Genomic DNA, 24,017 nt, shown 5'->3' with positions numbered 1-24,017 from the left:
ATAAAGCGATTACAATAATCGACTTTGTGAAATTGCGTTGAATAAGGAAAAGATAAATGGAACTATTTTCTAGTTTTGTTGATTTCGTTGAACAGGCATTAGTATGGTTTGTAGAAAAGGTAGATGGACCATTATGGGATATTACCATTGTCACTTTATTGGGCGTAGGTTTATTTTTTACGATTACCACAGGTTTAGTACAACTTCGTTTATTGCCACGTAGCTTACGTGAAATGTGGTCTGGACGCAGCGCAGAAGGCAATTCATTAACACCGTTTCAAGCGTTTACTACTGGTTTAGCGAGTCGTGTTGGTGTTGGTAACATTGGTGGTGTGGCAACTGCAATTGCTATTGGTGGTGAAGGTGCCGTCTTTTGGATGTGGGTAACTGCCTTAATTGGCATGAGTAGTGCTTTTGCGGAATCTTCACTTGCGCAATTATTCAAAGTGAAAGAGCCTTGCGGATTATATCGTGGTGGACCTGCTTATTATATTACCAAAGGATTAAAAGCACCTTGGTTAGGTGTACTATTTGCAATAAGCTTAATTTTTACGTTTGGTTTTGCTTTTAATGCGGTACAAGCAAACGCTATTGTTGAAGCAACCCGTAATGCATGGCATTGGAAGTCAGAATATGTCGGGCTGCTATTAGTAGCAATTACTGCATTAATTATTTTTGGCGGCGTCAAACGCATTGGCGTAGTCAGTGCGAAATTAGTGCCTATGATGGCATTATTTTATTTAGTTATTGCACTTATCATTCTGACGATGAATATGACTGCAATACCGATGATCATTTCACGTATTGTTTCAAGCGCCTTTGATTTTAGTGCTATGGCAGGGGGCATGTTTGGTGCAATTTTCTCTAAAGCCATGTTAATGGGCGTAAAACGAGGTTTGTTTTCTAATGAAGCAGGGATGGGATCAGCACCAAACTCAGCAGCAACTGCGGATGTTAAACATCCAGCAAGCCAAGGGTTAATCCAAATGTTAGGCGTTTTTGTCGATACCATTATTGTATGTAGCTGCACTGCAATTATTATTTTATTATCCGATAACTACGGCAGTGAGTCTTTAAAAGGGATTTCATTAACTCAAAATGCGTTGCAATATCATGTAGGTGATTTTGGTCTGCATTTCTTAGCTTTTATCTTATTCTTATTTGCATATTCATCAATTATTGGTAACTACGCTTATGCAGAAAGCAATATTCGTTTCATTCGTAATAGACCTCTATTTGTTTTAATTTTCCGTTTAATTGTTTTGTTCTTCGTTTATTTCGGTGCAGTAAATCACGCGAATATTGTGTGGAATTTTGCTGATACCGTGATGGCGATTATGGCAATGATTAACCTCGTGGCTATTATTTTATTAGCACCAGTTGTTTGGCTAATTTTGAAAGATTACCAATGTCAAGTGAAGGCAGGACAAGAGCCTGTATTTAAAATTGAGGATCATCCTGAGCTATTAAAACGAGGTGTTGATAAAGATATTTGGTCATAATTAATTATCACTAAAACAGCTTTAAATTTGACCGCACTTTTGGGAAGATTATATTATCTTAAAAGTGCGGTCTTTTTTGATAATAATTGGGAGAGAAAACTATTATGGCTATTATTCTATGGTTAGGTGCTTTCTTTTTGATATTCGTTTTATTCATTATTTATTTTATCTTTGACTTTGCAGGCTATCGAACAAGTACTATTTTGCCTTCAATTATTGCTTTTTATATGAGTTACGTGTGGCTTGTATTAACAGTGACACGCAAGCATTATAAAAAAAGATATCCTTTAATGATTATGCTTACTTCGATAGTTGCTTTTGTTGGTTACGTTCTCTATACACAAAATGCGCGAGAGATTTTAGCCACAACTCCGAGAGTTTCGGTTAAAGTTGATCTATATAAATATCAACCATTTAAACAAGGAAATCAATTGGTTACTTTAGATGCTCCAAGCCAATTGAAGCTCAAACAGAATTTACCGCGATTAGATGGCGCAACGGCACTCTATCCAATCTATGCGGCTTTTGCACAGGCAGTTTATCCTGAACCTAAAACCGATGAGATGGCATTTCATTGCGAGAGTACGCAGGCGTTAGTTAAATGCAGTAAAACGAAAAATGCTTATCAAAATCTGATCGAAGGTAAAGTAGATATGATTTTTGCAGCAGGACCTTCTAAAGACCAAGTGGAAATGGCGAAAGAAAAAGGTATTGAGTTTAAGTTAACCCCGATTGGTAAAGAAGCATTTGTATTTTTTGTTAATAGCCAAAATAAAGTAGACAATCTAAGCAAAGCGCAACTTGTTGATATCTATTCGGGAAAAATTAAAAATTGGCGTGAGGTGGGCGGTGAAAACATGAAAATTCGTGCTTTTCAACGACCTAAAAATTCTGGTAGCCAAACTACGCTTGAGAAGATCATGGGGGATGTGCCTCTGATGGAGCCTCCGACAAATGATGTCGCTGCTGGAATGGGAGGCATGATTGAAGTTGTCACTGAATATCGAAATTTTGATAATGGACTCGGTTATTCTTTCTTGTTTTTTGCCACTAAAATGGTTGAGGCAAAAGCAATTAAATTACTGACTATTGATGGCATTGCACCAAATAGACAAACGATTCTTTCAGGCGAATATCCCTATGCAAAAGAATTTTATGTTGTAACCACAGGTAATGAAAGCCCTGAAACGTTAGCTTTTTTAGCATGGATTCAATCAGAACAGGGCAAAGCAATTATTACGCAAACAGGTTATGTCGCCTTAGATTAAAAAATAGGAATGATATGCTATGAATGAAGAAAAGAAAGCGTTTATTCGTACATCCATTGTGGTATTTCTTTGGTTAGTTGCTTTGTTATTTATCTTTATTTCTCCTATAGTTATTGTGATCTTCTCATATCATATAGGCGACCCTGATATAGGATTATTCAGTTTTATCCTTTTCTATATTGCTTATGTCTGTTTTTTTGATGCTTTTATGAATAAGAAATCGGTAAAAGTACCCTTAGCAATATTAGCGGTTATCTTAGTTGTTTATGGAAAATCTTTTGTTTCTTTGATTGTTATCTTTTATGAGATTTTGATAGAGTTCATAAACTCATAGCAGGGTAAATTAAGTATTTTTATAAAAATGCAAAAATTAATTATTATTCGAGGGCATTCGGGTTCAGGCAAAACAACCTTTGCATTAGAAAAAATCACTGAATTTCAACAGAGTTATCCAATGGGAACTGTGTTTCATATTGAGAATGATCACTTTTTGACAATAAATGGTATTTATCGATGGACAGTTGAGCGCTTTCAAATAGCAAAACAACAAGCGCAGCTGAAATTGAATCAAGCGTTTGAGTTTTGCCAGCAACATAAAACACAAGATGTGTTGATTGTTATCAGTAATGTAGGCGGCAATCTCAAAGAGATTGAACACATCATTGAAATAGCAGAGCAATATTATCTGCAAGTCAGTATTTATCGTTTACAAAATTTCTTTATCAATACACATCAAGTTGATCAACAGACGGTTTATGAAATGTATATTCATTTGTGTGAGAGTCCTATTGAGAATGAAATTTTACTTGAACCAATACAACCTATGACAGTAAAAGTACGGTCAGAAATTGAAAAATTATGGGACTTAAAAAGAAAAAACCGCTACACCAAGAAGATGTAGCGGGAGGTCTTAATATAAGAAAGTTGAAAAGACGACTGCATTTTGCAGTGCACTAGCATTATCTAAGACTGGCTATTTTTAAAATAGTTCATAAAAAGTTTTATTTTTTATAAAAAATTTTTTATTTGTCTTTCAATGCCATTTTCATCTAATTGTAAGTCAGCTAAAACCTCTTGTTGTGTGCCTTGTGGAATAAAGAAATCAGGTAAACCGAGTTGTAATAATTTTACGTGATATTGTTGTAAATTAAGCACTTCTGCAACGGCACTACCAGCACCACCTTGAATTGCATTTTCTTCTAAAGTAACTATCACATCATGAGTTTGTGCAATTTGCTTGATACGTTGTACATCAATTGGCTTAACAAAGCGCATATCAACCACAGTCGCATTCAATTTTTCTGCCACATTTAAAGCTGTTGGTAATAATGTACCGAAATTCAAAATAGCGACTTTTTCACCCTCACGAATTAATTTAGATTGCCCCAGTGCTAATACTTGCAGCGGTTGTAGTTCGACACCAATAGCATTACCACGTGGATAGCGTACTGCGGCAGGTTGATTGAGTTTGTAGCCTGTATAAAGCATTTGACGACATTCATTTTCATCACTTGGTGTCATAATCACCATATTAGGAATGCAACGTATAAAGCTAATATCAAACGCACCTTGATGGGTTTGACCATCAGCTCCGACAACGCCTGCACGATCAATAGCAAATAATACAGGTAAGTTTTGGATTGCTACATCATGGATCACTTGATCATAAGCACGTTGTAAGAAAGTCGAGTAAATCGCGACAACGGGTTTATAACCACCAATTGCTAAACCCGCAGCAAAAGTAACTGCGTGTTGTTCAGCAATTGCAACGTCAAAATATTGTTCTGGAAAACGATTAGAAAATTCTACCATGCCTGAACCTTCACGCATTGCGGGAGTAATCCCAATTAATTTGGGATCTTGTGCAGCTATTTCACAGAGCCAATCACCAAAAATTTGCGAATAAGTCGGCTTAGTATTGGATTTAGGCAGTTGACCGCTTAAATGATCAAACTTTGGTACACCATGAAAGCCAATAGGATCTTTTTCTGCAGGTGCATAGCCTTTACCCTTTTTAGTCATAATATGTAAGAACTGAGGTCCTTTTAAAGAGCGCATATTCTTTAATGTGCTAATTAATTCTTCAATATTATGTCCGTCAATTGGTCCAATATAATTAAAGCCTAACTGTTCAAACATGGTACCAACTGGTGAAACAAAGCCTTTTACATGTTCTTCCGTTTTCTTAACAAACTCTTTAATTGGTGGCATGCCGGATAGGATTTTTTTACCGCCTTCACGGATGGAGGAATAAAATGAGCCTGTTAATAAGCGCGCCAAATGGTTGTTTAATGCACCGACATTTTCTGAAATAGACATTTCGTTGTCATTTAAAATGACTAACATATCAGCATGTGATGCCCCCGCATGATTCATTGCTTCAAATGCCATTCCAGCGGTGATCGCACCATCGCCTATGACACAGACCGTTTTTCGTCCCGCATTTTCGCGTTGTGCGGCAATAGCGATACCAAGCCCTGCGCTGATTGAAGTAGAAGAATGACCTACACTTAACACATCAAATTCACTTTCTTCACGCCATGGAAAAGGATGAATCCCATTTTTTTGACGGATAGTCGACATTTTTTCACGACGACCCGTTAAAATTTTATGTGGATAGGCTTGATGACCTACGTCCCAAATGAGTTGATCAAAGGGCGTTTTATAAACGTAGTGCAGGGCAACTGTTAGCTCTACTGTACCTAAACCAGACGCTAAGTGTCCGCTACTTTGACTAACAGACTCTAATAAATATGCACGTAATTCCTGACAAACTTGAGGCAATTGTTCTTTGCTCAATAAGCGCAAATCTTCTGGCGAATTAATTAATGATAAAAGAGGATAATTTTGCATAATTGTTAGTCAATTCCAAAATAATGTAAAAACAGACCGCACTTTGGTTAGCTTGTTGTGCGATTTAACTTTTTCTATTTACGACAAATTCCGCAATTGCACGCAGTGCTGCGGTATCAAAAGGTAAATTTTCTAGCTCATTAATAGCTATTTGATAAAGTTGTTGTGCTTTTTGTTTTGCACCAACCAAACCGAGTAATTTAGGATAAGTACTTTTATCCGCCATTAAATCTGAACCTATTGTCTTACCCGTAATTTCACTCTCGCCTTCAATATCTAAAATATCATCTTGTACTTGAAAGGCTAATCCGATTGCTTCTGCATAACGCTGTAACTGTTGTTCTAGCGCTTGGTTAGCGAAATAAGGTGAACAAATAAGTCCCATTTTTAATGCGGCAGAAAGTAATGCGCCTGTTTTATTACGGTGAATATATTTGAGTTCATCTAAAGTAATTTGCTTTTGCTCAGAAATTAAATCTAAGCTTTGTCCTAAACACATACCTTGCATGCCAGCGGCTCGACTCAAGGTTTTTACTAAAGCGAGTTTTTGTTCGGCAGAGAGTTGTGGGGCTTGAGTTAAAATTTCAAAAGCAAAAGCTTGAAGCGCGTCACCTGCTAAGATAGCTGTTGCTTCATCAAAAGAAATATGGCAAGTTGGTTGCCCACGTCTTAAGGTATCATTATCCATTGCAGGAAGATCATCATGTATTAATGAGTAAGCATGAATTGCTTCAAGTCCTGCGGCAGCATAATCTAATTGGCTAAGATCCGCGCCTAACATGCGACCTGTGGCATAAACTAAAAATGGGCGAATACGTTTGCCACCTAACAAAACACCATAGCGCATGGCTTCTGCAAGAGGTGAAGGATGGGTATCTAAATTGAGTTGTTGGGTCAAAAAAGTATTAATACGTTGTTGTAATTGTGATAAGTCTTGTGAAAATTGATACATAACAGGCTCGTTTTTATTTATTGTTCTGTTTGGTAATCAGTTAGTTCCGCGTTTTCACTTTTTTGCAATAAAATTTGAATCCGTTGTTCAGCTTGCTGTAAACGCTCTTGTCCTAAATTAGCTAATTTGATGCCATTTTCAAACTCTTTGAGCGCTTCTTCTAATGGAAGTTCACCACTCTCTAAACGCGTTACAATGGTTTCCAACTGCTGTAAAGTTGTTTCAAAATCCAGTTCTGTTTTTACTGTCGGTTTTCTTGCCATTGCTCGTCCTTTTTTGTCGAAAGATTTAGGGCAGTTATTGTACTGTATTTTTTGATATATGTTAAAATTATTTAGTTTCTTTTACGTGCTTTTAGTTTCAATTTTTTTATGAGTATTTAGCTATTTTATACATAAAAAATATGTTAACAGTATGCTTTATAAGCACAAAAAGTGCGGTCGATTTGACCGCACTTTTTAGTTTCATTAGCTTAGGCTAATTTAAGCTTTTGCATGTTTAGGTTGTTTGAATACGGTGACTTCAGGTGCTTCGCCTGTAAATTTTTCTACTTGGATAATACACGTATTCGGTGAATTACCTTGAGCAAGTTTTGATGTGCCAATATCCATTGTTAAGACATTTGGACAACCATTTTTACACAAAGGCTTTTCACTCATACCTAAATCTAAAGGATCATACCAAGCCCCTTCGCATAAACCGACAGTACCTTTGATAATATGATCGGTAACAACTGCACCAGCAAGTACTTGACCACGCTGATTGAAAATACGAATAATATCGCCATCAGCAATACCACGAGCTTTAGCGTCTTCCGTATGAATTAAGGCTGGCTCACGATCTTGCACTGCATATTTTTGGCGTAATGAAGTATGCGCTAATTGACTGTGTAGACGATAATAAGGGTGTGGTGTGACCAATGCTAATGGATGTTCTGCTGTCACATTGCCTGCAAATTCTTCAGGTTCAAACCATGAAGGATAACCGCGACAGTCATCGTAATTCATCTTCGCAATGGTATCAGAGTAAATTTCAATTTTACCTGATGGTGTACCAAGTGGGTTTAATAGCGGATCTTCACGGAATTCACCATAGCGTACCCATTTTTTTGCTTTTTCACTGGCATTAAAGGTAATTGGTTTGTTTTCTTCCCAGAACTTTTCAAATTTAGGCATTAAAACGCGATTTTTACGTGCAGCATCGAAAGCAGATTGATAGAAGTATTTTAACCAATCCATTTCACTTTTACCTTCAGTGAATTTATCTTCTACACCAGCACGTTTAGCAAGTTCAGCGAAGACATCATAATCATTGCGTGCTTCAAATTGTGGTTCAACCACTTGTTTCATTGGGAGAATATGCATCATGGAATAATCACCCGTCATCGTTAAGTCATTACGCTCATAACTGGTTGTGATTGGAAGCACAATATCTGCCATACGCGCAGTCGGCGTCCAGTTTATCTCATTGACAATGATGGTTTCTGGTTTTTGCCAAGCTTTAACGAGTGTATTGGTATCTTGGTGGTGAACAAATGGATTACCACCTGCCCAGTAGATTAATTTAATATCTGGATAAGTGATTTCTGTACCATTATATTGGATTGTCTTGCCTGGATTGAGTAAAACGTCGGCAATACGCGCAAGTGGGAAACTCATTTTGGCGGATTTTGATAACCAAGACTGCCCCGTATTTGAGGTATCGTTATCTAATGTTGCTGACATTGAACCAATAACACCGCCTGTTGTGGTTGGAACGCCACCATTTGAATAATGATAACTAAAGCCAAAACCGCCACCCGGTAAACCAATTTGACCTAGCATGGAAGCCAAAGTCACCATCATCCAGTGTGTTTGTTCGCCATGACGTTGGCGTTGCATACCCCAACCACCCATTAACATCGTGCGTTTAGTAGAAAAATCATGAGCAAGCTGCTTAATTACATCAACCGGTACCCCACAAATTTTGCTTGCCCATTCAGCATCTTTTGCTTGTCCATCTACTTTGCCGAGTAAGTATTCTTCAAATTTCGCATAACCTGTTGTGTATTTTTTCAAGAAGGCTTTATCGTGTTTATCTTGAGTTACTAAAGTATGTGCAATCCCTAACATTAATGGCACATCAGTTGCGGTATTGGTTGGAATCCATTCCGCATTCAACATTTTACAGGTTTCGCTTTTGATTGGATCGATACAAATGATACGTTTGCCTGTTGCTTGATATTTTTTGAAATATTCAATTCCTTTTTGGTCAGTGGCTGTCCATGCGATACGCATTGTTGTGAGTGGGTTTGCTGACCAAAGCACAATAATATCAGTGCTTTCTAAGATAGTTTCCCAGCTGGTTTGCTGTTCATAGACTTCGATGGTACCCAGTACATGTGGCATGATGACTTGCGCCGCACCAGTAGAGTAGTCACCTTTGTGTCCAACAAATCCGCCTGTCGCATTTAAATAACGATGTAAAAGAGTGCGGCTTGAATGGAGTGAGCCTGAACTTTTCCAGCCATAAGAACCACCGAAGATATTTTCAAAGCCACCTTCACGACGGATGCGTTTGAACTCTTTGTCAATTAAATCTAATGCTTGATCCCAAGAGACGCGGACCCATTCATCGCGACCGCGCATGGTTGTATCACTTTTTCCAGGGTTAGCTAAATAACCTTTACGCACCATTGGATATTTAATTCGTGTTTCGCTATAAAGCTGATCTGGCACTACAGATTGCAATTCATTTTCGATAACAGGTGGAATGGCAGGACCCGATTTTACCGCTTTACCATTTTCAACGACGACACCTAAGGGACCCCAATGTGCCGCAGTGACGATGGTTTTACTTTCCGCAGCCATAGCATTTGGTGCAACAAGTGAACCAACTACACCACCGCTTAACGATGCACCAGCAATACCAAGAGAAGAATTCTTTAAAAATTCTCTACGTTTTACATTGACGTTGTTCTCTTTTTTCATATAAAGCCTCGCTTACTTCTATTAGTTAATGTGTTGACACCTTTCTAAACATGAGTGGATAAGCAATTTCTCAATTATCCATGGCATAAGCGAACTTATTGCTGGCTTGTTACCATATCTTGCGACTTAGGCACACAAGCTCGGAGTCAGGAATAAATTAATGTGCTGCACCAAGCATATCTTTACTATTACGTTGTAAGTAAATTGTGAGTGCTCTTACTTCTTCGGCCGTTAATGCAGTGCGATCTTTCATTGAATTAACGACACCAATCCATTGATTGGCAGTGAAGTGATCTGCTTCAATCACTGCATGACAGCCGCTACAATGAGTTTGATTCAGTTTATTGCCGATTTGATTAAGTGCGGTCAAGTTTGCAGTTAATTTGTCTTGTGGAATTGTGATGCTAACAGTCACTTCTTTCCATTCTGATTCAGTGATTTCATCTTGTATTGTGTTCAAAATAGTGACTTGTTGTTTTGCTTCCTCTTCTAATAACGCCAAAATGATTCGTTTGCCAAGCGCCATATAAATGATTGATTCAGCGCCTGCTTGTTGCCAACCTTGCAGTTTGGCTGTTACTTTCTGCCCATCATTTTTCCAATCTATTAATGTGGCATAAGGCATAAGACGAACTTCACCGCCATTCTCCGTTTGTGCAGTTGCAATAGATTGCACATAAAGTGGTTGGCTATTATTGTTAGTTAAGGTTGACTCAGTTTGATTGATTGGAGTGGTCTTGGTTTCTTCGGGGCTTTCTGGTAGGAAATGGGCGATACCTTTGTGGCAATCAATACAAGTTTGCCCGTCTGATTTTGCTAATTCATGCATAGTTTGCGCTGATTTAGATTGTGCTGCAATTTCCATTGCCTCAAGGCTGTGACAACTATGACAGGTTTCTGAATGAGTCGCTTTCATCTCATCCCAAACTTTTTTTGCCATTTCATAGCGATGTTTTTCATACGCTTCTCGATCGGGAATTTTGCCTGTCACTTCGTACCATACGTCTTTTAATGCGAATACTTTTGCTTTGACATAATGCAGTCCACCTGGAGGAACATGACAATCAGCACAATTAGCCCGAATTCCTTTTTGATTTGAGAAATGCACACTGGTTTCCCATTCTTCTTGTGGAAAGCTCATCGAATGACAACTCACACAAAATTCAGGTGAGCTTGTTTTATGCATTACATATTGTGTTCCCAATAGGACACCGGCCCCAATTGCCATAAAAGCAATAGCGGTGAATGCTGCACGTTTTTTTGCTGTTGACATAAGTCACTCCAAATACAGTTATATAACAAAATAATATAAATACAATTAAATACTCACAAATGGTTAACTTATTTTAGGTATGTTTCAACATTTCTTTTTGATTGAAATCAAAATGAGCTAAAAAAATTAAAGTTTGAGATGAAGTTGCTAAATTATTGAACGTTATTTATAACTTATCGTTATATAATTATTTTTACAGTGGGCTAATTCTCTTTGATGAGTAGAAAGATTTTTATTCCTGAATTGATCTGCTAGAATGCACGACTTATAACTTAATGTGGACAATAAAGAGACTATGAAATTTATCATCAAACTTTTCCCTGAAATCATGATTAAAAGTGATTCTGTGCGTAAGCGCTTTATTAAAATTTTAACGGGAAATATTCGCAATGTATTAAATAAATATGATGACAGTGTGGCGGTCGTGAAACATTGGGACTACATCGAAGTACGTTCAAAAAATACTGAAAATCGACCGCACTTAATTGAATTATTAGAACGTATTCCAGGTATTCATCATTTTTTAGAAGTTGATGAAAAACCTTTTACAACAATTCACGATATTTTTGAGCAAACTTTACAAGATGTTGGTCCTAGCTTAGTGAATAAAACCTTTTGTGTGCGTGTTAAGCGTAAAGGTAAACATGAGTTTAGTTCATTGGATGTAGAACGTTATGTCGGTGGAGGCTTAAATCAACATATTGAAAGTGCCAAAGTGCAATTAAGTAAACCAGATGTGACGGTGCGAATCGACATTGAAAATGACAAAATGATGTTAATCAAAGCTCGCCATGATGGAATTGGCGGTTATCCAATTGGCACCCAAGAAGATGTATTATCGCTGATTTCTGGTGGTTTTGATTCAGGCGTATCAAGCTATATGCTGATTCGACGTGGTTGTCGAGTACATTACTGCTTCTTCAATTTAGGTGGCGCAGCACATGAAATTGGTGTAAAGCAAATGGCATACCATATTTGGCAACGCTATAGTGGCTCACATAAAGTGCGTTTTGTTGCGATTAATTTTGAAAATGTAGTCGGTGAAATCCTCGAAAAAGTAGATAACGGTCAAATGGGAGTTGTGTTAAAACGCATGATGGTGCGTGCTGCAAGTAAAGTGGCGGAGCGTTTTGGCATTCAGGCTATTGTGACAGGTGAAGCATTAGGGCAGGTTTCGAGCCAAACATTAACCAATTTGCGTCTGATTGACGAAGCAGCAAGTGCGTTAGTATTACGTCCATTAATAACACACGATAAAGAGCAAATTATTGCAATGGCAAAAGAAATTGGTACTGATGATATTGCTAAATCAATGCCTGAATTTTGTGGAGTGATTTCAAAAAATCCAACAGTAAAAGCAATTAAAGCGAAGATTGAAGCAGAAGAAAGTCATTTTGATTTTGCGATATTAGAAAATGCGGTACAACATGCGCAATATTTAGATATTCGCCAAATTGCTGAACAAGCGGAGAAAGAAGTTGGAGAAATTAATACTGTTTCAGTGTTAAATGCACAAGATATTATTTTAGATATCCGTAGTCCAGAAGAAGCGGATGAAAATCCGTTACAGTTGGCTAATGTCTTATTATTGCCATTCTATAAACTTTCTTCTCAATTTGCGCAATTAGATCAAAGTAAACATTATGCGTTATATTGTGAACGAGGGGTAATGAGCAAGCTACAAGCGTTATATTTAAAAGAACAAGGCTTTAGCAATGTCAAAGTTTTTAAAAAATCATAATAAAAAAGAAGAGGAGCATTTAGCTCCTCTTTGTTTTTTCATCGATTATTTCTTCCAGATAACATGGAATTCCCGATTATCTTCACGGTGAGAGATTAGGAATTTAGCAAAAACATCGTCCATTTCATCCTGTTCATTAACTAAACCAATCCAGACCTCAGCATAAGCGTTCGGATCAATAAGCACACCAATTTCCATTTCCCAATCTTCTGCAGTTTCAACAAATTCCACTGCACCACGTTCTTCAAATTGGAGGTTAAATAGCATGATATCTGCGGGATCGAGATTTTCTGCTGCCATTTCAAGAAAAATATCATAAGCAATATCAATTGCTGCATCAGGTTCAAGTTTTATTAGCTCGGTCATTTAAGGGTTTCCTATAACCTATATATCGTCAATATGGCGCTAATCATAGCATAACTCGCCTAAAACTCATGGAAAATTGACCGCACTTTTTCATCTTTCTTGCTATTTAATGCAAATTGATTGTAAGAAGTTGCAAAACTCTTCGTCTAAGTTAGTAGAATTTAATTTCAGTGCGAATACAAATAAAAATTATTCTTCATAATATCCATCGGAGGCAATATAATGCAAAAATTTACTGAAAATGATGTAACGCCTGAGCATATTTTTTTCCAACGTAGAAAAATTATTCAAGCGATGGGCGTGATGGGTGCCGCTTCATTACTGCCAAATATGGCTTCTGCTGCTGAAGAGGATTTACGTAAAACCTTAACTTTTACAAAAGATGACAACCCGCAATCGCTCGCATTAACACCTGAAAATAAAGTGATCGGGTATAACAATTTTTATGAGTTTGGAGTACCAAAAGAATCGCCAGCAAAATATGCTTCAGCGATGAAAACCGAGCCTTGGACTTTACGTATCGAAGGCGAAGTTGAAAAACCAATGACTTTCGATGTACATCAATTAATGAGCCAACTGCCTTTAGAAGAGCGTATTTATCGTTTTCGTTGTGTTGAAGCTTGGTCAATGGTGATTCCATGGATTGGTTTTGAATTAAATAAGTTACTTGCTTTAGTTCAACCGACCAGCAATGCTAAGTATGTTGAATTTGAAACTTTATATGATCCTGAAAGTATGCCAGGACAGAAAAACAGCTTCTTTGGTGGGGGATTAATCTATCCTTATGTAGAAGGCTTAACAATTGAGGAAGCTATGAATCCGCTAACTTTACTATCAGTTGGGCTGTACGGTAAGACATTAGCTCCACAAAATGGTGCGCCAATTCGTTTAGTTGTGCCATGGAAATATGGATTTAAAAATATTAAGTCCATTGTCAAAATTACACTAAAATCTAAACAACCAAGAACAACATGGAATCATGCAGCACCGCAAGAATATGGTTTTTATGCCAATGTAAATCCAAATGTTGATCATCCTCGTTGGTCTCAAGCAAGCGAACGTGTAATTGGTTCAGGCGGGTTATTTAGTGTGAAACGTCAACCTACATTGATGTTTAATGGTTATGAAGAGCAAGTTGCTCATTTATATAAAGATCTTGATTTAAGGAAGAATTTTTAATGCTTAAATTGCTCAGAGTTGTTATTCATTTATCTTGTGCAATCCCTTTTATTTGGTTGCACATTATTTTATTGACAGGAAATGAATCACAATTAGGCGCCGATCCCGTTAAAGAAATGCAACATTTCTTGGGTTTTACTGCGATAACTATTTTACTCGTGCTTTTTGTGTTAGGAATTGTATTCCGTTTATTAAAGCAGCCTCAGTTGCAGATACTACGACGCGCCTTAGGGCTATGGGCATGGTTTTATGTTGTTTTACATATTTATGCTTATTTTTCTTTAGAGTTGGGTAATGATGTTCATTTATTTTTACAAGAATTAATTCGCCGAGGTTATTTAATTGTAGGCGGCTTCTCTTTCTTGATCTTGACGTTGATGTCAGTAAGCTCGTTATCTTACTTTAAGAATAAGATGGGAAAGTGGTGGTTTTATTTGCATAAATTAGGCTACTATGCGTTACTATTAGGTGCAATTCATTATTATTGGTCAGTTAAAAATTTGACTTTTAGTTCAATGCTGTACTTAATTTTGTCAATACTCATTGTATTTTGGGAACTTTATGTGCTTTTTAAAGCAAAAAAGGTAAGTTAAAGTTTGGTTGACTAAAAGTCATTGATCTAGAAAGTAAGTGCGGTAGAATACCGCACTTACTTTTTTTATGGCTTATTGAGTAAATTGTAGCATGTCAATTGACACACCAATTGAACCTGAATTTTGGAAACATAAAACTTTACTTGACATGACTGAAGCAGAGTGGGAAGCGCTCTGTGATGGTTGTGGTAAATGTTGTTATCGTAAATTTATTGAAGGGCGAGGTAAGTGGAAAAAGTTATATTATACTCGTATTGCTTGTAATCTATTAGATTTAGAAACGGGTAAATGCTCTAATTATTCTCAACGTTTCAAACATGAGCCAGACTGTACAAAATTAACTAAAAAAAATCTTCCTGATTTTCATTGGCTTCCTACAACTTGTGCCTATCGATTGTTAAATGAAAATAAACCCTTATTTGATTGGCATCCATTGCTCTCTGGTGATCCTAACTCTGTCAAAAAAGCACAAATTCTGATTGAAAAAGGAATTCATGAAAAAGATGTGATTGATTGGTTTGAATTTGTAATTGTCCCAAATTAACGTGTTAAAAAAATAGTTTTTATTAATTATAAAAAGTATGAATTCGTACTCAAATTACTTATTTTATTTGTCTTCCCTAAACTCTATTTAATTTACTTTTGTTATTATTTGTTCATTATTTTTACATAATGTGATCTGTGACACAGACTAGGAACTGTATAATATTTAGAATAAATACTTCTAATTATATTATTAACAGCTATAAACAAATAAGGATAATGACTTATGGAATCGAAACAATTTGCTGAATCTTATGTAATGACAAATGCAAGTAATTTCCCAAATGATAAAATCTTTCTTGTGAAAGAAAAATTGTCTACCTTACCTGAATCAAGACAAAGTTCTATTCAAGCCGTTGATTTAAAAAATCCGATGGTTGTCCTTTTGCTATCAATTTTTTTAGGTGGATTAAGTATTGAGCGCTTTTATCTTAGTGATATAGGGCTTGGTATTTTAAAAATTATTACGGTTTTATTTTTTGGTGTAGGTTTAATTTGGGTATTGTTTGATATCTATTTTTGTTACAAAAAAGCTAAAGAACTTAACTTTAATAAAATTATGCTAATTTCATAGCATGCTTTGCTAAAAAACGTTTTTAGAATTTTGTCTATGATTTTAAGCCCTAAGACATCTCTCTTAGGGTTTTCTTTTTGAAAACATACAATAATAAGAGAATAAATCTTAATGTTAACTCAATGCTTTTCATTCTTAGATCTATCTAGGGTAAAGTCATTTTGCAAGAACAGAATAAATAAATTTGAGTCAGTAGATTCAGCATAGTCAGTAATAAATTTCAAAAGATAAAATAATAAAAAGAAATAATGCGATCTTGACCACAGACAAAAAAGAAAATGAAGCTTAAAATTTAATCTCTTTCAAAAAGGAGATTAATAATGGCTGATAGTATTTTTAGAGATAAGATTGAATCTCACTCACAACATATAATTAAAGTTGGGCAATATTGCACGACGGAAGAAACAACAAAACAAGCGCTAATTTTACCTCTCTTAGATATTTTAGGTTTTAGCCCTTATGATCCTACTAAAGTAAAAGCGGAGTATGGTGCTGATTTTAACGGTATTAAAAGTGGAGAGAGAGTCGATTATGCTTTATTTTGTCATGATGTACCTGTTATGTTTATTGAAGCTAAGTCTTGGGCTGAGAATTTAACTAATCACTCACCTCAACTATCTCGTTATTTCAATGCAACACCAGAAGTCACTGTAGCTGCTGTAACTAATGGGCGGGAATGGCGCTTTTTCACTGATCTGGATGAAAAAAACATTATGGATAATACGCCATTTTTAAAGATAGATTTTGAAAATTTGGATTTATCTAAAATTGAACAATTAGCTCGATTTTGTCATGATTGCTTTCAACCAGAAGCATTGCGCACATTAGCAGAAGAAAGCGTTTATTTATCTGCATTTACTAGAACAATTAGTTCGAGTTTAAAAGAAATAGATCTTGAGTTTGTGCGTTATGTTGCAAGTAGATCAAATATTGGACGTCAATTGAATCAACGTTTTCTGGAGAGTATTAGTCCAATTGTTAAACAAACCGTAGAAAAAGCAGTAAGTGCCATGGTTGTATATGGTTTATCCAGTAAGACTGAACCTGAAGAAAAATCTACTGAATTAGAAAAAGTCATTGATGAAACAGCTCCAATAGTTGATCCTGAAAATAGTAAAATCGTTACAACATATACTGAAAGATTATTACATGATTATGTGAGAATGATTTTAGGTGATGATGTTGATTTAATTGCTAAAGACACAGAAAGTTATTTTAGCCTTTTATTCCAAGGTAAAAGCAATAGATGGATATTACGTTATTATGACAATAAGCAGCATCCATCTATTTCAATACCAATAGAATTAACTGATGATCATAAAAAAGAAATTTCTCGTGTTGGATTAGTACTTTCTGGAACTCAGATTGTGATCGATAGACCAGAAAATATTTTACGATTAAGTGGAATTATTCGAGATTCACTAGAATTTTGTGCTAATGATGAGAATTTTAGTCGTAAAAAATCATGATTAGTATAAACCCCGTATGACAACGGGGTTTATTATTGAATGATAATTACATCGATATATATTAATTTCGAACCCTGTCACATTTTATTTTTCGAACCAAATGATGATCCTTCAATAAAAATGAGATACATTGATTTTAACAAGAAAATCCGTACTCATTTTATGCTTTTTTCGAGATAGAAAAACGTAATCAAACCTTGTAAATACTGAAAATAAATTATTCTTGACCAAGATCACTAATTTAAACAAAAGTCGTTGCCTTTGTATGCGGCTTGGATAGAATAACTACTAATTATTAGTCTAGTTTAGGTAGTTGATAATGGATATGGCGTACTTAAGGCGGGAGGCAGAGAAGCAAGGTATTGCAAGCTCTCACTACGATATCGATGGCAATTTAATTTATGCTAGCTCAGAAACACTGGCGTATTTTACGGAACTATTAACTCGACCAACTAAACTAAATAAATCCGTAACTTATTATGATGATGTTGCTGTGTTTTTTGAACATGAATCTATTCAATATGATTTAACGCCTTTAAATTTATCCCAACAATCTTTAACCTATCAATTATCGAATGATTCTGGGCAAATTTTGCTTGAGCAATCTTTATTTTGTTCTCTGTTTATTGAATTGCCTACTTTAGAATATGGCTATTATCAATTAATTATCTCTAGCGCAGAAAAAAATTATCTTATTCGTTTACTTGTTTCGCCAAAAACTGTCTATCAGCCTCCTGTATTAGAACAAAAGAAAGTTTGGGGACTTAATGTACAACTTTATAGTTTACGTTCTCAACAAAACTGGGGGATTGGAGATTTTTCGGATTTGGCGTATTTGATCAAGCAAGTTAGTCAATATGGTGTTGATTTTATTGGGATCAATCCATTGCATTTAATGTATCCAGCGGTACCAGAGTGGGCGAGTCCATATAGTTCTTCCTCTAGACGCTGGCTAAATTCTATTTATTTAGCTGTCCATACATTACCTGAATTTAAATTATGTAAAACTGTACAAAATTGGTTTGTTTCTGAGGAAGTGCAAAGTGAGATTGAACAATTACGTTATGCAGAATTGGTTGATTATACTGCAGTAACAAATTTAAAACTCACTGCGCTTGAACAATTATTTGCTTTTTCAAAGCGAAGCAAATCAACGCATATTATGCAGCGTCGTCAAACATTCCAACAATTTATGAAGCAACAAGGCGAACCTTTATTGTTGCAGGGGTTGTTTAATGTACTTGATAGTCAATTTCATCAACATACGCCAACAGAACAGACCATCGGCTGGTTAGGTTGGTATCAGGAATGGCAGCAATTGAGCGTAACAAAACGCAAAGCTTTATTAAAACAACATCAAGATCAAGTTGAGTTTTATGCATGGTTACAATGGTTAACCACAGTGCAATTAAATGAAATTCAACGCTTATGTCAAAGCCTTGGAATGGCACTTGGTATTTATGGTGATTTAGCAGTAAATAGTTCTCGTGGTAGTGTTGATGTTTGGTCTGATCCTGAACTTTATTTTGTTAATGCTTCAGTTGGAGCACCACCTGATCCTTTAGGTCCTATTGGGCAAAATTGGAATTTGCCACCTTATAATCCTGCTGTACTCAAAGCACGAGGGTTCCAGCCCTTTATTGATATGCTGCGTAGTAATATGCAGCACTTTGGTATTTTACGTATTGACCATGTGATGGGATTATTCCGTTTATGGCTAATTCCTGAAGGTAAAACTGCTGCTGATGGCGCTTATGTACATTATCCATTTGATCGACTCATGGCTATTTTAGCGATTGAGAGCCAACGTAATCAATGCCTTGTAGTTGGTGAAGATTTGGGGACAGTACCTGATGAAGTGCGGTCGAAATTGAATGAATTTCAGATTTTTTCTTATTTTGTATTGTATTTTGAACAACGAAATCGGGAATACCCTGCAGCAAATGCTTTTCCATTAAAAGCCTTTTCTACTATTGGTACACATGATGTGCCTTCTTTATCGAGCTTTTGGCATTGTGTGGACTTACAGTTATTTAATCAACTAGGGGTTTTAGAGGGTGAAGTTTTACAACAAAAATACGAACAACGAGTAGTTGATAAACAAGCGTTATTAGATACTTTACGTCGTGATAGCTATTTGCCCGCACATTATGAGGGTGATGCGCTTTCTATGGCCATGCATGCACATTTAAATTATGTGTTACATCAATATTTAGCCAATAGCTGTAGCCAACTTATTGGTGTGCAATTAGAAAATTTACTGAGTCAAGAAGTTTCATTTAATTTACCGGGAACGGATACAGAATATCCAAATTGGCGCAAAAAGCTAGCTTGTACATTAGAATCTATGTTTAATGATAATAATATCACGGCATTTTTAGCATCAGTTAACCAAGCACGTAAGGTATAAATCTATTAGAGTCGAATTGAGGATTTGTTATGGTTCAATTAGTTTCGCATTCAGTAATTAATCAGTTTTTTGAAGGAACGCATGCCGATCCATTTTCTGTGCTAGGAATGCATGAGACAGAAAATGGTATTGAGATTCGAGCGTTATTACCCGATGCTCAACGTGTTATTGTGATTGATAACGAAACTCATAAAGAAGTATGTGAATTAGATTGTATAGATGAACGCGGCTTTTTTACGGGTATCGTACCGAAAACGAGAACTTTTTTTGCTTATCAATTACAAGTATTTTGGGGCGCAGAATCGCAAATTATTGAGGATCCTTATCGTTTCCATCCAATGTTGACTGACTTAGATAATTGGTTGCTTAGTGAAGGTTCGCATTTACGTCCTTATGAAGTATTAGGTGCACATTTTATGGAGTGTGATGGTGTATCAGGTGTGAATTTCCGTTTATGGGCACCAAATGCTAGACGAGTTTCTATCGTTGGCGATTTCAACTATTGGGATGGGCGCCGCCATCCAATGCGCTTTCATCAGAAGAGTGGTGTGTGGGAATTATTTTTACCAAAAGCCTCTTTGGGTCAGTTATATAAATACGAATTAATTGATTGCCACGGTCAGTTACGCTTAAAAGCCGATCCATACGCATTTAGTTCACAACTGCGTCCTGATACTGCATCACAAATTAGTGCGTTACCTGAGATGGTTGAGATGACTGAAAAACGCCGTAAAGCCAATCAGTTTGATCAACCGATTTCGATTTATGAAGTGCATTTAGGTTCATGGCGCCGCAATTTAGCAAATAATTTTTGGTTGGATTATGACCAGATTGCAGATGAACTAATTCCTTATGTAAAAGAAATGGGCTTTACTCATATTGAGTTTTTGCCGTTATCTGAATTTCCATTTGATGGTTCATGGGGCTATCAGCCTTTAGGCTTATATTCACCAACAAGTCGATTTGGTACAGCAGAAGGGTTTAAACGTTTAGTGGATAAAGCGCATGATGCTGGAATTAATGTCATTTTAGACTGGGTCCCAGGGCATTTTCCTAGTGATACCCATGGTTTGGCTGCTTTTGATGGAACAGCTTTGTATGAACATGCTGATCCCAAAGAAGGCTATCATCAAGATTGGAATACCTTAATTTATAACTATGGACGTAATGAAGTCCGTAATTTCTTATCTAGTAATGCGCTTTATTGGTTAGAACGCTTTGGTTTAGACGGTATTCGTGTGGATGCGGTGGCATCAATGATTTATCGTGATTATAGTCGTGCTGATGGTGAATGGATTCCAAATCAATATGGTGGGCGTGAAAATTTAGAAGCGATTGAGTTTTTAAAACACACTAATTGGAAAATTGATTCGGAAGTGAATGGTGCAATTTCAATTGCTGAAGAGTCTACTTCTTTTGCTGGTGTGACTAAACCGAGTAAAGAAGGAGGGCTAGGATTCCATTTTAAATGGAATATGGGTTGGATGAACGACACGTTATCCTACATGCAAAAAGATCCTGTTTATCGTCAATATCATCATGATCAAATGACATTTGGTATGGTGTATCAATACAGCGAAAATTTTGTGTTGCCTCTTTCTCATGATGAAGTAGTGCATGGTAAATCCTCATTATTAGGCAAAATGCCGGGAGATGCATGGCAAAAATTTGCAAATTTACGTGCTTATTATGGCTATATGTGGGGCTATCCGGGTAAAAAATTATTGTTCATGGGAAATGAATTTGCACAAGGGCGTGAATGGAACTATGAGCAAAGTTTAGATTGGTTTTTATTAGATAAAAATATTGGCGGTAGCTGGCATCAAGGTGTGCATCTTTTAGTTAAAGATTTGAACCATATTTATCAACAAAACGCAGCATTATTTGAATTGGATTACGATCCAGAAGGGTTTGATTGGTTAGTGGTTGATGATCGTCAAAACTCTATTTTTGCTTTCGAACGTCGTAGCAAGAATGGTGAACGTATTATTGTGGTGAGTAATTTCACACCTGTACCACGCCATGATTATCGCATCGGTGTAAATCTTGCGGGGCAATATGTGGAGATTTTGAATACCGACTCCGAATTTTATGAAGGCTCTAATGTAGGTAATTTTGGTACAGTGAGCAGTGAAGATGTAGCAAGTCATGAAAGAGCACAATCTATTCGTATTTCTGTGCCACCATTGGCAACAATTTATTTGAAATATGAAGGTGAATAATCAGAAAGAACAATAAAGTAGTAACTAGTCGTAATGAATACAAAAAGAATTAAAACAGGAAAACCTTATCCTTTAGGATGTACAGCTCAAATAGAAGATGGTGTTAGTGGTCATAATTTTTCACTATTTTCGAGTGAGGCAAGTGCGATAGAGCTATGTTTGTTTGATCAAGAAGGCAACGAAAGCAAATTTCAACTTACCCAAAAAACGGGTGATGTTTGGCATATTTGGTTAAGTGATGTGCCTTTAGGTACAGAATATGGTTATCGAATTTCGGGGAAAACAGACCGCACTTTAGCGAATCCAAATAAGTTAATGTTGGATCCTTATGCTAAAGCCGTTGTGGGTAAACCTGATTTAAGCAGTGCAGAGAAACGCGCTTGGTTTGATTTATCTGATTCACGCGATAATGCACATCTCGCGCCTAAGGCGGTGATAATTGATGAGGCTTTTGATTGGGAAAACGATCAATTATTACAAACTCCTTGGGCTAAGACAGTAATTTATGAATTGAATGTGAAAGGATTTACGCAGTTAAGAGAGGATTTGCCTGCACAGATTCGTGGTAGCTATGCTGCACTAGCACACCCAAATATGATTGCCTATTTGCAAGAATTAGGGGTCACTGCAATAGAATTGTTGCCAGTGAATTATCAGCTTGACGAAGTCCATTTGCAGGAAAAAGGATTGCATAATTATTGGGGATATAGCCCATTAGCAATGTTTGCGGTAGAGCCTAAATATTGGTCAAAACAAGCGGGTTCAAGCCCACTAACAGAGTTTAAAACGATGGTGAAAGCCTTGCACCAAGCGGGCATTGAGGTGATTCTCGATGTGGTATTTAACCACAGCGTAGAATCAGAACAGCATTTCCCAACTTTTAGCCAGCGTGGTATTGATGATAAAGCTTACTACTGGCAAGACGAGCAAGGATATTATCGCAACTGGACGGGATGTGGCAATACGATGAATTTATCCCATCCAATGACACGTCGCTGGGTAGTTGATTGTTTACGTTATTGGGTAGAAGAATGTCATGTTGATGGTTTCCGCTTTGATTTAGGCGCGGTATTGGGGCGAGAAAATCAAGGTGGCTTTAATCCACAAGCACAACTCTTTGCCGATATGGTTGCTGTACCCAGTTTACAGCAATGTAAATTGATTTCAGAGCCTTGGGATATTGGCGATTTTGGCTATCAAGTTGGCAATTTCCCTGACTATTTTGCGGAATGGAATGATCGTTTTCGTGATGATATGACGCGTTTTTGGTTGTGGAAAAGTGGTGAAAATGGCGCCTTTGCTGAACGGTTGGCTGGATCGAGTGATATTTTTAAACGTGGTGAACGTAAACCCCATTGCTCGGTGAATTATATTACTGCACATGATGGTTTCACGTTACGTGATTTAGTCAGTTATAACCAAAAGCATAATTGGGCAAATGGCGAAGAAAACCGTGATGGTCGGAATGAAAATTATAGCTATAACCATGGTGTTGAAGGCATAGAAAATGTGCCAAGTGCAGTAGAAAATGCACGTATGTTAAGTACTATAAGTTTGTTGATGAGCCTCCTGTTATCAAATGGTACACCTATGTTATTAGCAGGAGATGAATTTGGTAATTCGCAATTTGGTAATAACAATGCTTATTGTCAAGACAATGAAATAACATGGCTAAAATGGCAATCTTTTAACCAGAGATTATTTGATTTAACTAAGCAAACGATTGCAATTCGAAAGCAAATTGCGAGTTTATACAATGATCTATGGTGGAGTCCAGATAATGTGCAATGGCTTAATGTAATGGGTAAGCCAAAAAGCATTGATGATTGGCATAATCGAGAAATTAAAGCATTACAAGTGTTATTGGATAATCGTTGGTTATTCTTGATTAATAGTAAAGCAGAATTACAAACTTTTTTATTACCAGAAGGTGATTGGGAAGTTGTATATCATGCAGCAGACACAACCATGCAGGATAATTTGGTTGAGGTGGGGGATATCGCTTTTTGTGTGTTGCAAAAATAAGTCGTCAGTAGAAATTGAAACAATAAATAAGGGTGGTTGATATTAGGTTGTGCAACATTGCCCATATAATAATGGAGG

19 protein-coding genes and 1 riboswitch are annotated in these 24,017 nt (G+C 36.5%); of the genes, 13 read left to right on the top strand and 6 right to left on the bottom strand.

Translation table 11 applies throughout. The features are described from left to right. Positions 1–56: 56 nt before the first annotated feature. From C0975_RS04040 to C0975_RS04025, 4 genes are all read left to right on the top strand, one after another. A complete protein-coding gene (locus C0975_RS04040) occupies positions 57–1,502 on the top strand; it encodes an alanine/glycine:cation symporter family protein (protein WP_101775111.1) in 1,446 nt (481 codons plus the stop codon). Between the two features lie 104 nt (positions 1,503–1,606). Continuing rightward, a complete protein-coding gene (locus tag C0975_RS04035) occupies positions 1,607–2,770 on the top strand; it encodes a PstS family phosphate ABC transporter substrate-binding protein (RefSeq protein WP_101775110.1) in 1,164 nt (387 codons plus the stop codon). Positions 2,771–2,789: 19 nt separating this feature from the next. Further along, positions 2,790–3,104, top strand: coding sequence for a hypothetical protein (locus C0975_RS04030; protein ID WP_101775109.1), 315 nt, complete (start codon positions 2,790–2,792; stop codon positions 3,102–3,104). Between the two features lie 27 nt (positions 3,105–3,131). Beyond that, positions 3,132–3,671 (top strand): hypothetical protein, encoded by a 540-nt coding sequence (locus C0975_RS04025; protein ID WP_101775108.1) that lies wholly within the window; start codon positions 3,132–3,134, stop codon positions 3,669–3,671. Between the two features lie 107 nt (positions 3,672–3,778). On the opposite strand, the gene dxs is transcribed toward C0975_RS04025, so the two are convergent. The 5 genes from dxs to C0975_RS04000 form a co-directional block, all read right to left on the bottom strand. Further along, positions 3,779–5,623 carry a 1-deoxy-D-xylulose-5-phosphate synthase gene (gene dxs, locus C0975_RS04020; protein WP_101775107.1) on the bottom strand — a complete coding sequence of 615 codons (1,845 nt, stop codon included), beginning with the start codon at positions 5,621–5,623 and terminating at the stop codon, positions 3,779–3,781. 64 nt (positions 5,624–5,687) lie between these two features. After that, positions 5,688–6,575 carry a (2E,6E)-farnesyl diphosphate synthase gene (gene ispA, locus C0975_RS04015; protein ID WP_101775106.1) on the bottom strand — a complete coding sequence of 296 codons (888 nt, stop codon included), beginning with the start codon at positions 6,573–6,575 and terminating at the stop codon, positions 5,688–5,690. Between the two features lie 17 nt (positions 6,576–6,592). Further along, positions 6,593–6,838 carry an exodeoxyribonuclease VII small subunit gene (gene xseB / locus C0975_RS04010; protein WP_101775105.1) on the bottom strand — a complete coding sequence of 82 codons (246 nt, stop codon included), beginning with the start codon at positions 6,836–6,838 and terminating at the stop codon, positions 6,593–6,595. Between the two features lie 219 nt (positions 6,839–7,057). Further along, on the bottom strand, positions 7,058–9,544 hold the full coding sequence (gene torA, locus C0975_RS04005) for a trimethylamine-N-oxide reductase TorA (protein WP_101775104.1): 2,487 nt from the start codon (positions 9,542–9,544) through the stop codon (positions 7,058–7,060). A gap of 21 nt (positions 9,545–9,565) precedes the next feature. Beyond that, positions 9,566–9,702, bottom strand: a riboswitch (molybdenum cofactor riboswitch). Beyond that, positions 9,702–10,817, bottom strand: a complete 1,116-nt coding sequence (locus C0975_RS04000; RefSeq protein ID WP_101775103.1) for a NapC/NirT family cytochrome c — start codon at positions 10,815–10,817, stop codon at positions 9,702–9,704. It overlaps the preceding riboswitch by 1 nt. 295 nt (positions 10,818–11,112) lie before the next feature. On the opposite strand from C0975_RS04000, the gene thiI reads away from it, so the two are divergent. Beyond that, the gene (gene thiI, locus C0975_RS03995; RefSeq protein WP_101775102.1) at positions 11,113–12,558 is read left to right on the top strand and encodes a tRNA uracil 4-sulfurtransferase ThiI; all 1,446 of its coding nucleotides are present in this window, start codon (positions 11,113–11,115) and stop codon (positions 12,556–12,558) included. A 45-nt stretch (positions 12,559–12,603) separates the two neighbouring features. On the opposite strand, the gene C0975_RS03990 is transcribed toward thiI, so the two are convergent. After that, the gene (locus C0975_RS03990; RefSeq protein WP_101775101.1) at positions 12,604–12,924 is read right to left on the bottom strand and encodes an HI1450 family dsDNA-mimic protein; all 321 of its coding nucleotides are present in this window, start codon (positions 12,922–12,924) and stop codon (positions 12,604–12,606) included. A gap of 222 nt (positions 12,925–13,146) precedes the next feature. On the opposite strand from C0975_RS03990, the gene msrP reads away from it, so the two are divergent. The 8 genes from msrP to glgX all read left to right on the top strand — a co-directional run bounded on the left by msrP (position 13,147) and on the right by glgX (position 23,939). Then, on the top strand, positions 13,147–14,103 hold the full coding sequence (gene msrP, locus C0975_RS03985; protein WP_101775100.1) for a protein-methionine-sulfoxide reductase catalytic subunit MsrP: 957 nt from the start codon (positions 13,147–13,149) through the stop codon (positions 14,101–14,103). Beyond that, positions 14,103–14,696 carry a protein-methionine-sulfoxide reductase heme-binding subunit MsrQ gene (locus C0975_RS03980; protein ID WP_101775099.1) on the top strand — a complete coding sequence of 198 codons (594 nt, stop codon included), beginning with the start codon at positions 14,103–14,105 and terminating at the stop codon, positions 14,694–14,696. The genes msrP and C0975_RS03980 overlap by 1 nt, the downstream gene beginning before the upstream one ends. A gap of 91 nt (positions 14,697–14,787) precedes the next feature. Beyond that, positions 14,788–15,240 (top strand): YcgN family cysteine cluster protein, encoded by a 453-nt coding sequence (locus C0975_RS03975; protein WP_101775098.1) that lies wholly within the window; start codon positions 14,788–14,790, stop codon positions 15,238–15,240. A gap of 225 nt (positions 15,241–15,465) precedes the next feature. After that, positions 15,466–15,813, top strand: a complete 348-nt coding sequence (locus tag C0975_RS03970) for a TM2 domain-containing protein (RefSeq protein WP_101775097.1) — start codon at positions 15,466–15,468, stop codon at positions 15,811–15,813. A gap of 320 nt (positions 15,814–16,133) precedes the next feature. After that, complete coding sequence (locus C0975_RS03965) at positions 16,134–17,282, top strand: type I restriction endonuclease (protein ID WP_101775096.1); 1,149 nt, start codon at positions 16,134–16,136, stop codon at positions 17,280–17,282. Positions 17,283–17,601: 319 nt separating this feature from the next. After that, positions 17,602–19,692: a 4-alpha-glucanotransferase gene (gene malQ / locus C0975_RS03960; protein ID WP_101775095.1), complete on the top strand. Its 2,091-nt coding sequence runs from the start codon at positions 17,602–17,604 to the stop codon at positions 19,690–19,692. A 29-nt stretch (positions 19,693–19,721) separates the two neighbouring features. Next, on the top strand, positions 19,722–21,914 hold the full coding sequence (gene glgB / locus C0975_RS03955) for a 1,4-alpha-glucan branching protein GlgB (protein WP_101775094.1): 2,193 nt from the start codon (positions 19,722–19,724) through the stop codon (positions 21,912–21,914). Between the two features lie 33 nt (positions 21,915–21,947). Then, complete coding sequence (glgX, locus tag C0975_RS03950; RefSeq protein WP_101775093.1) at positions 21,948–23,939, top strand: glycogen debranching protein GlgX; 1,992 nt, start codon at positions 21,948–21,950, stop codon at positions 23,937–23,939. Positions 23,940–24,017: the final 78 nt, after the last annotated feature.

The sequence above is a fragment of the Pasteurella oralis genome, from assembly GCF_002850605.1.
Taxonomy (GTDB): Bacteria; Pseudomonadota; Gammaproteobacteria; order Enterobacterales; family Pasteurellaceae; genus Pasteurella; species Pasteurella oralis.
This window is presented reverse-complemented; position numbering and strand designations above follow the sequence as displayed.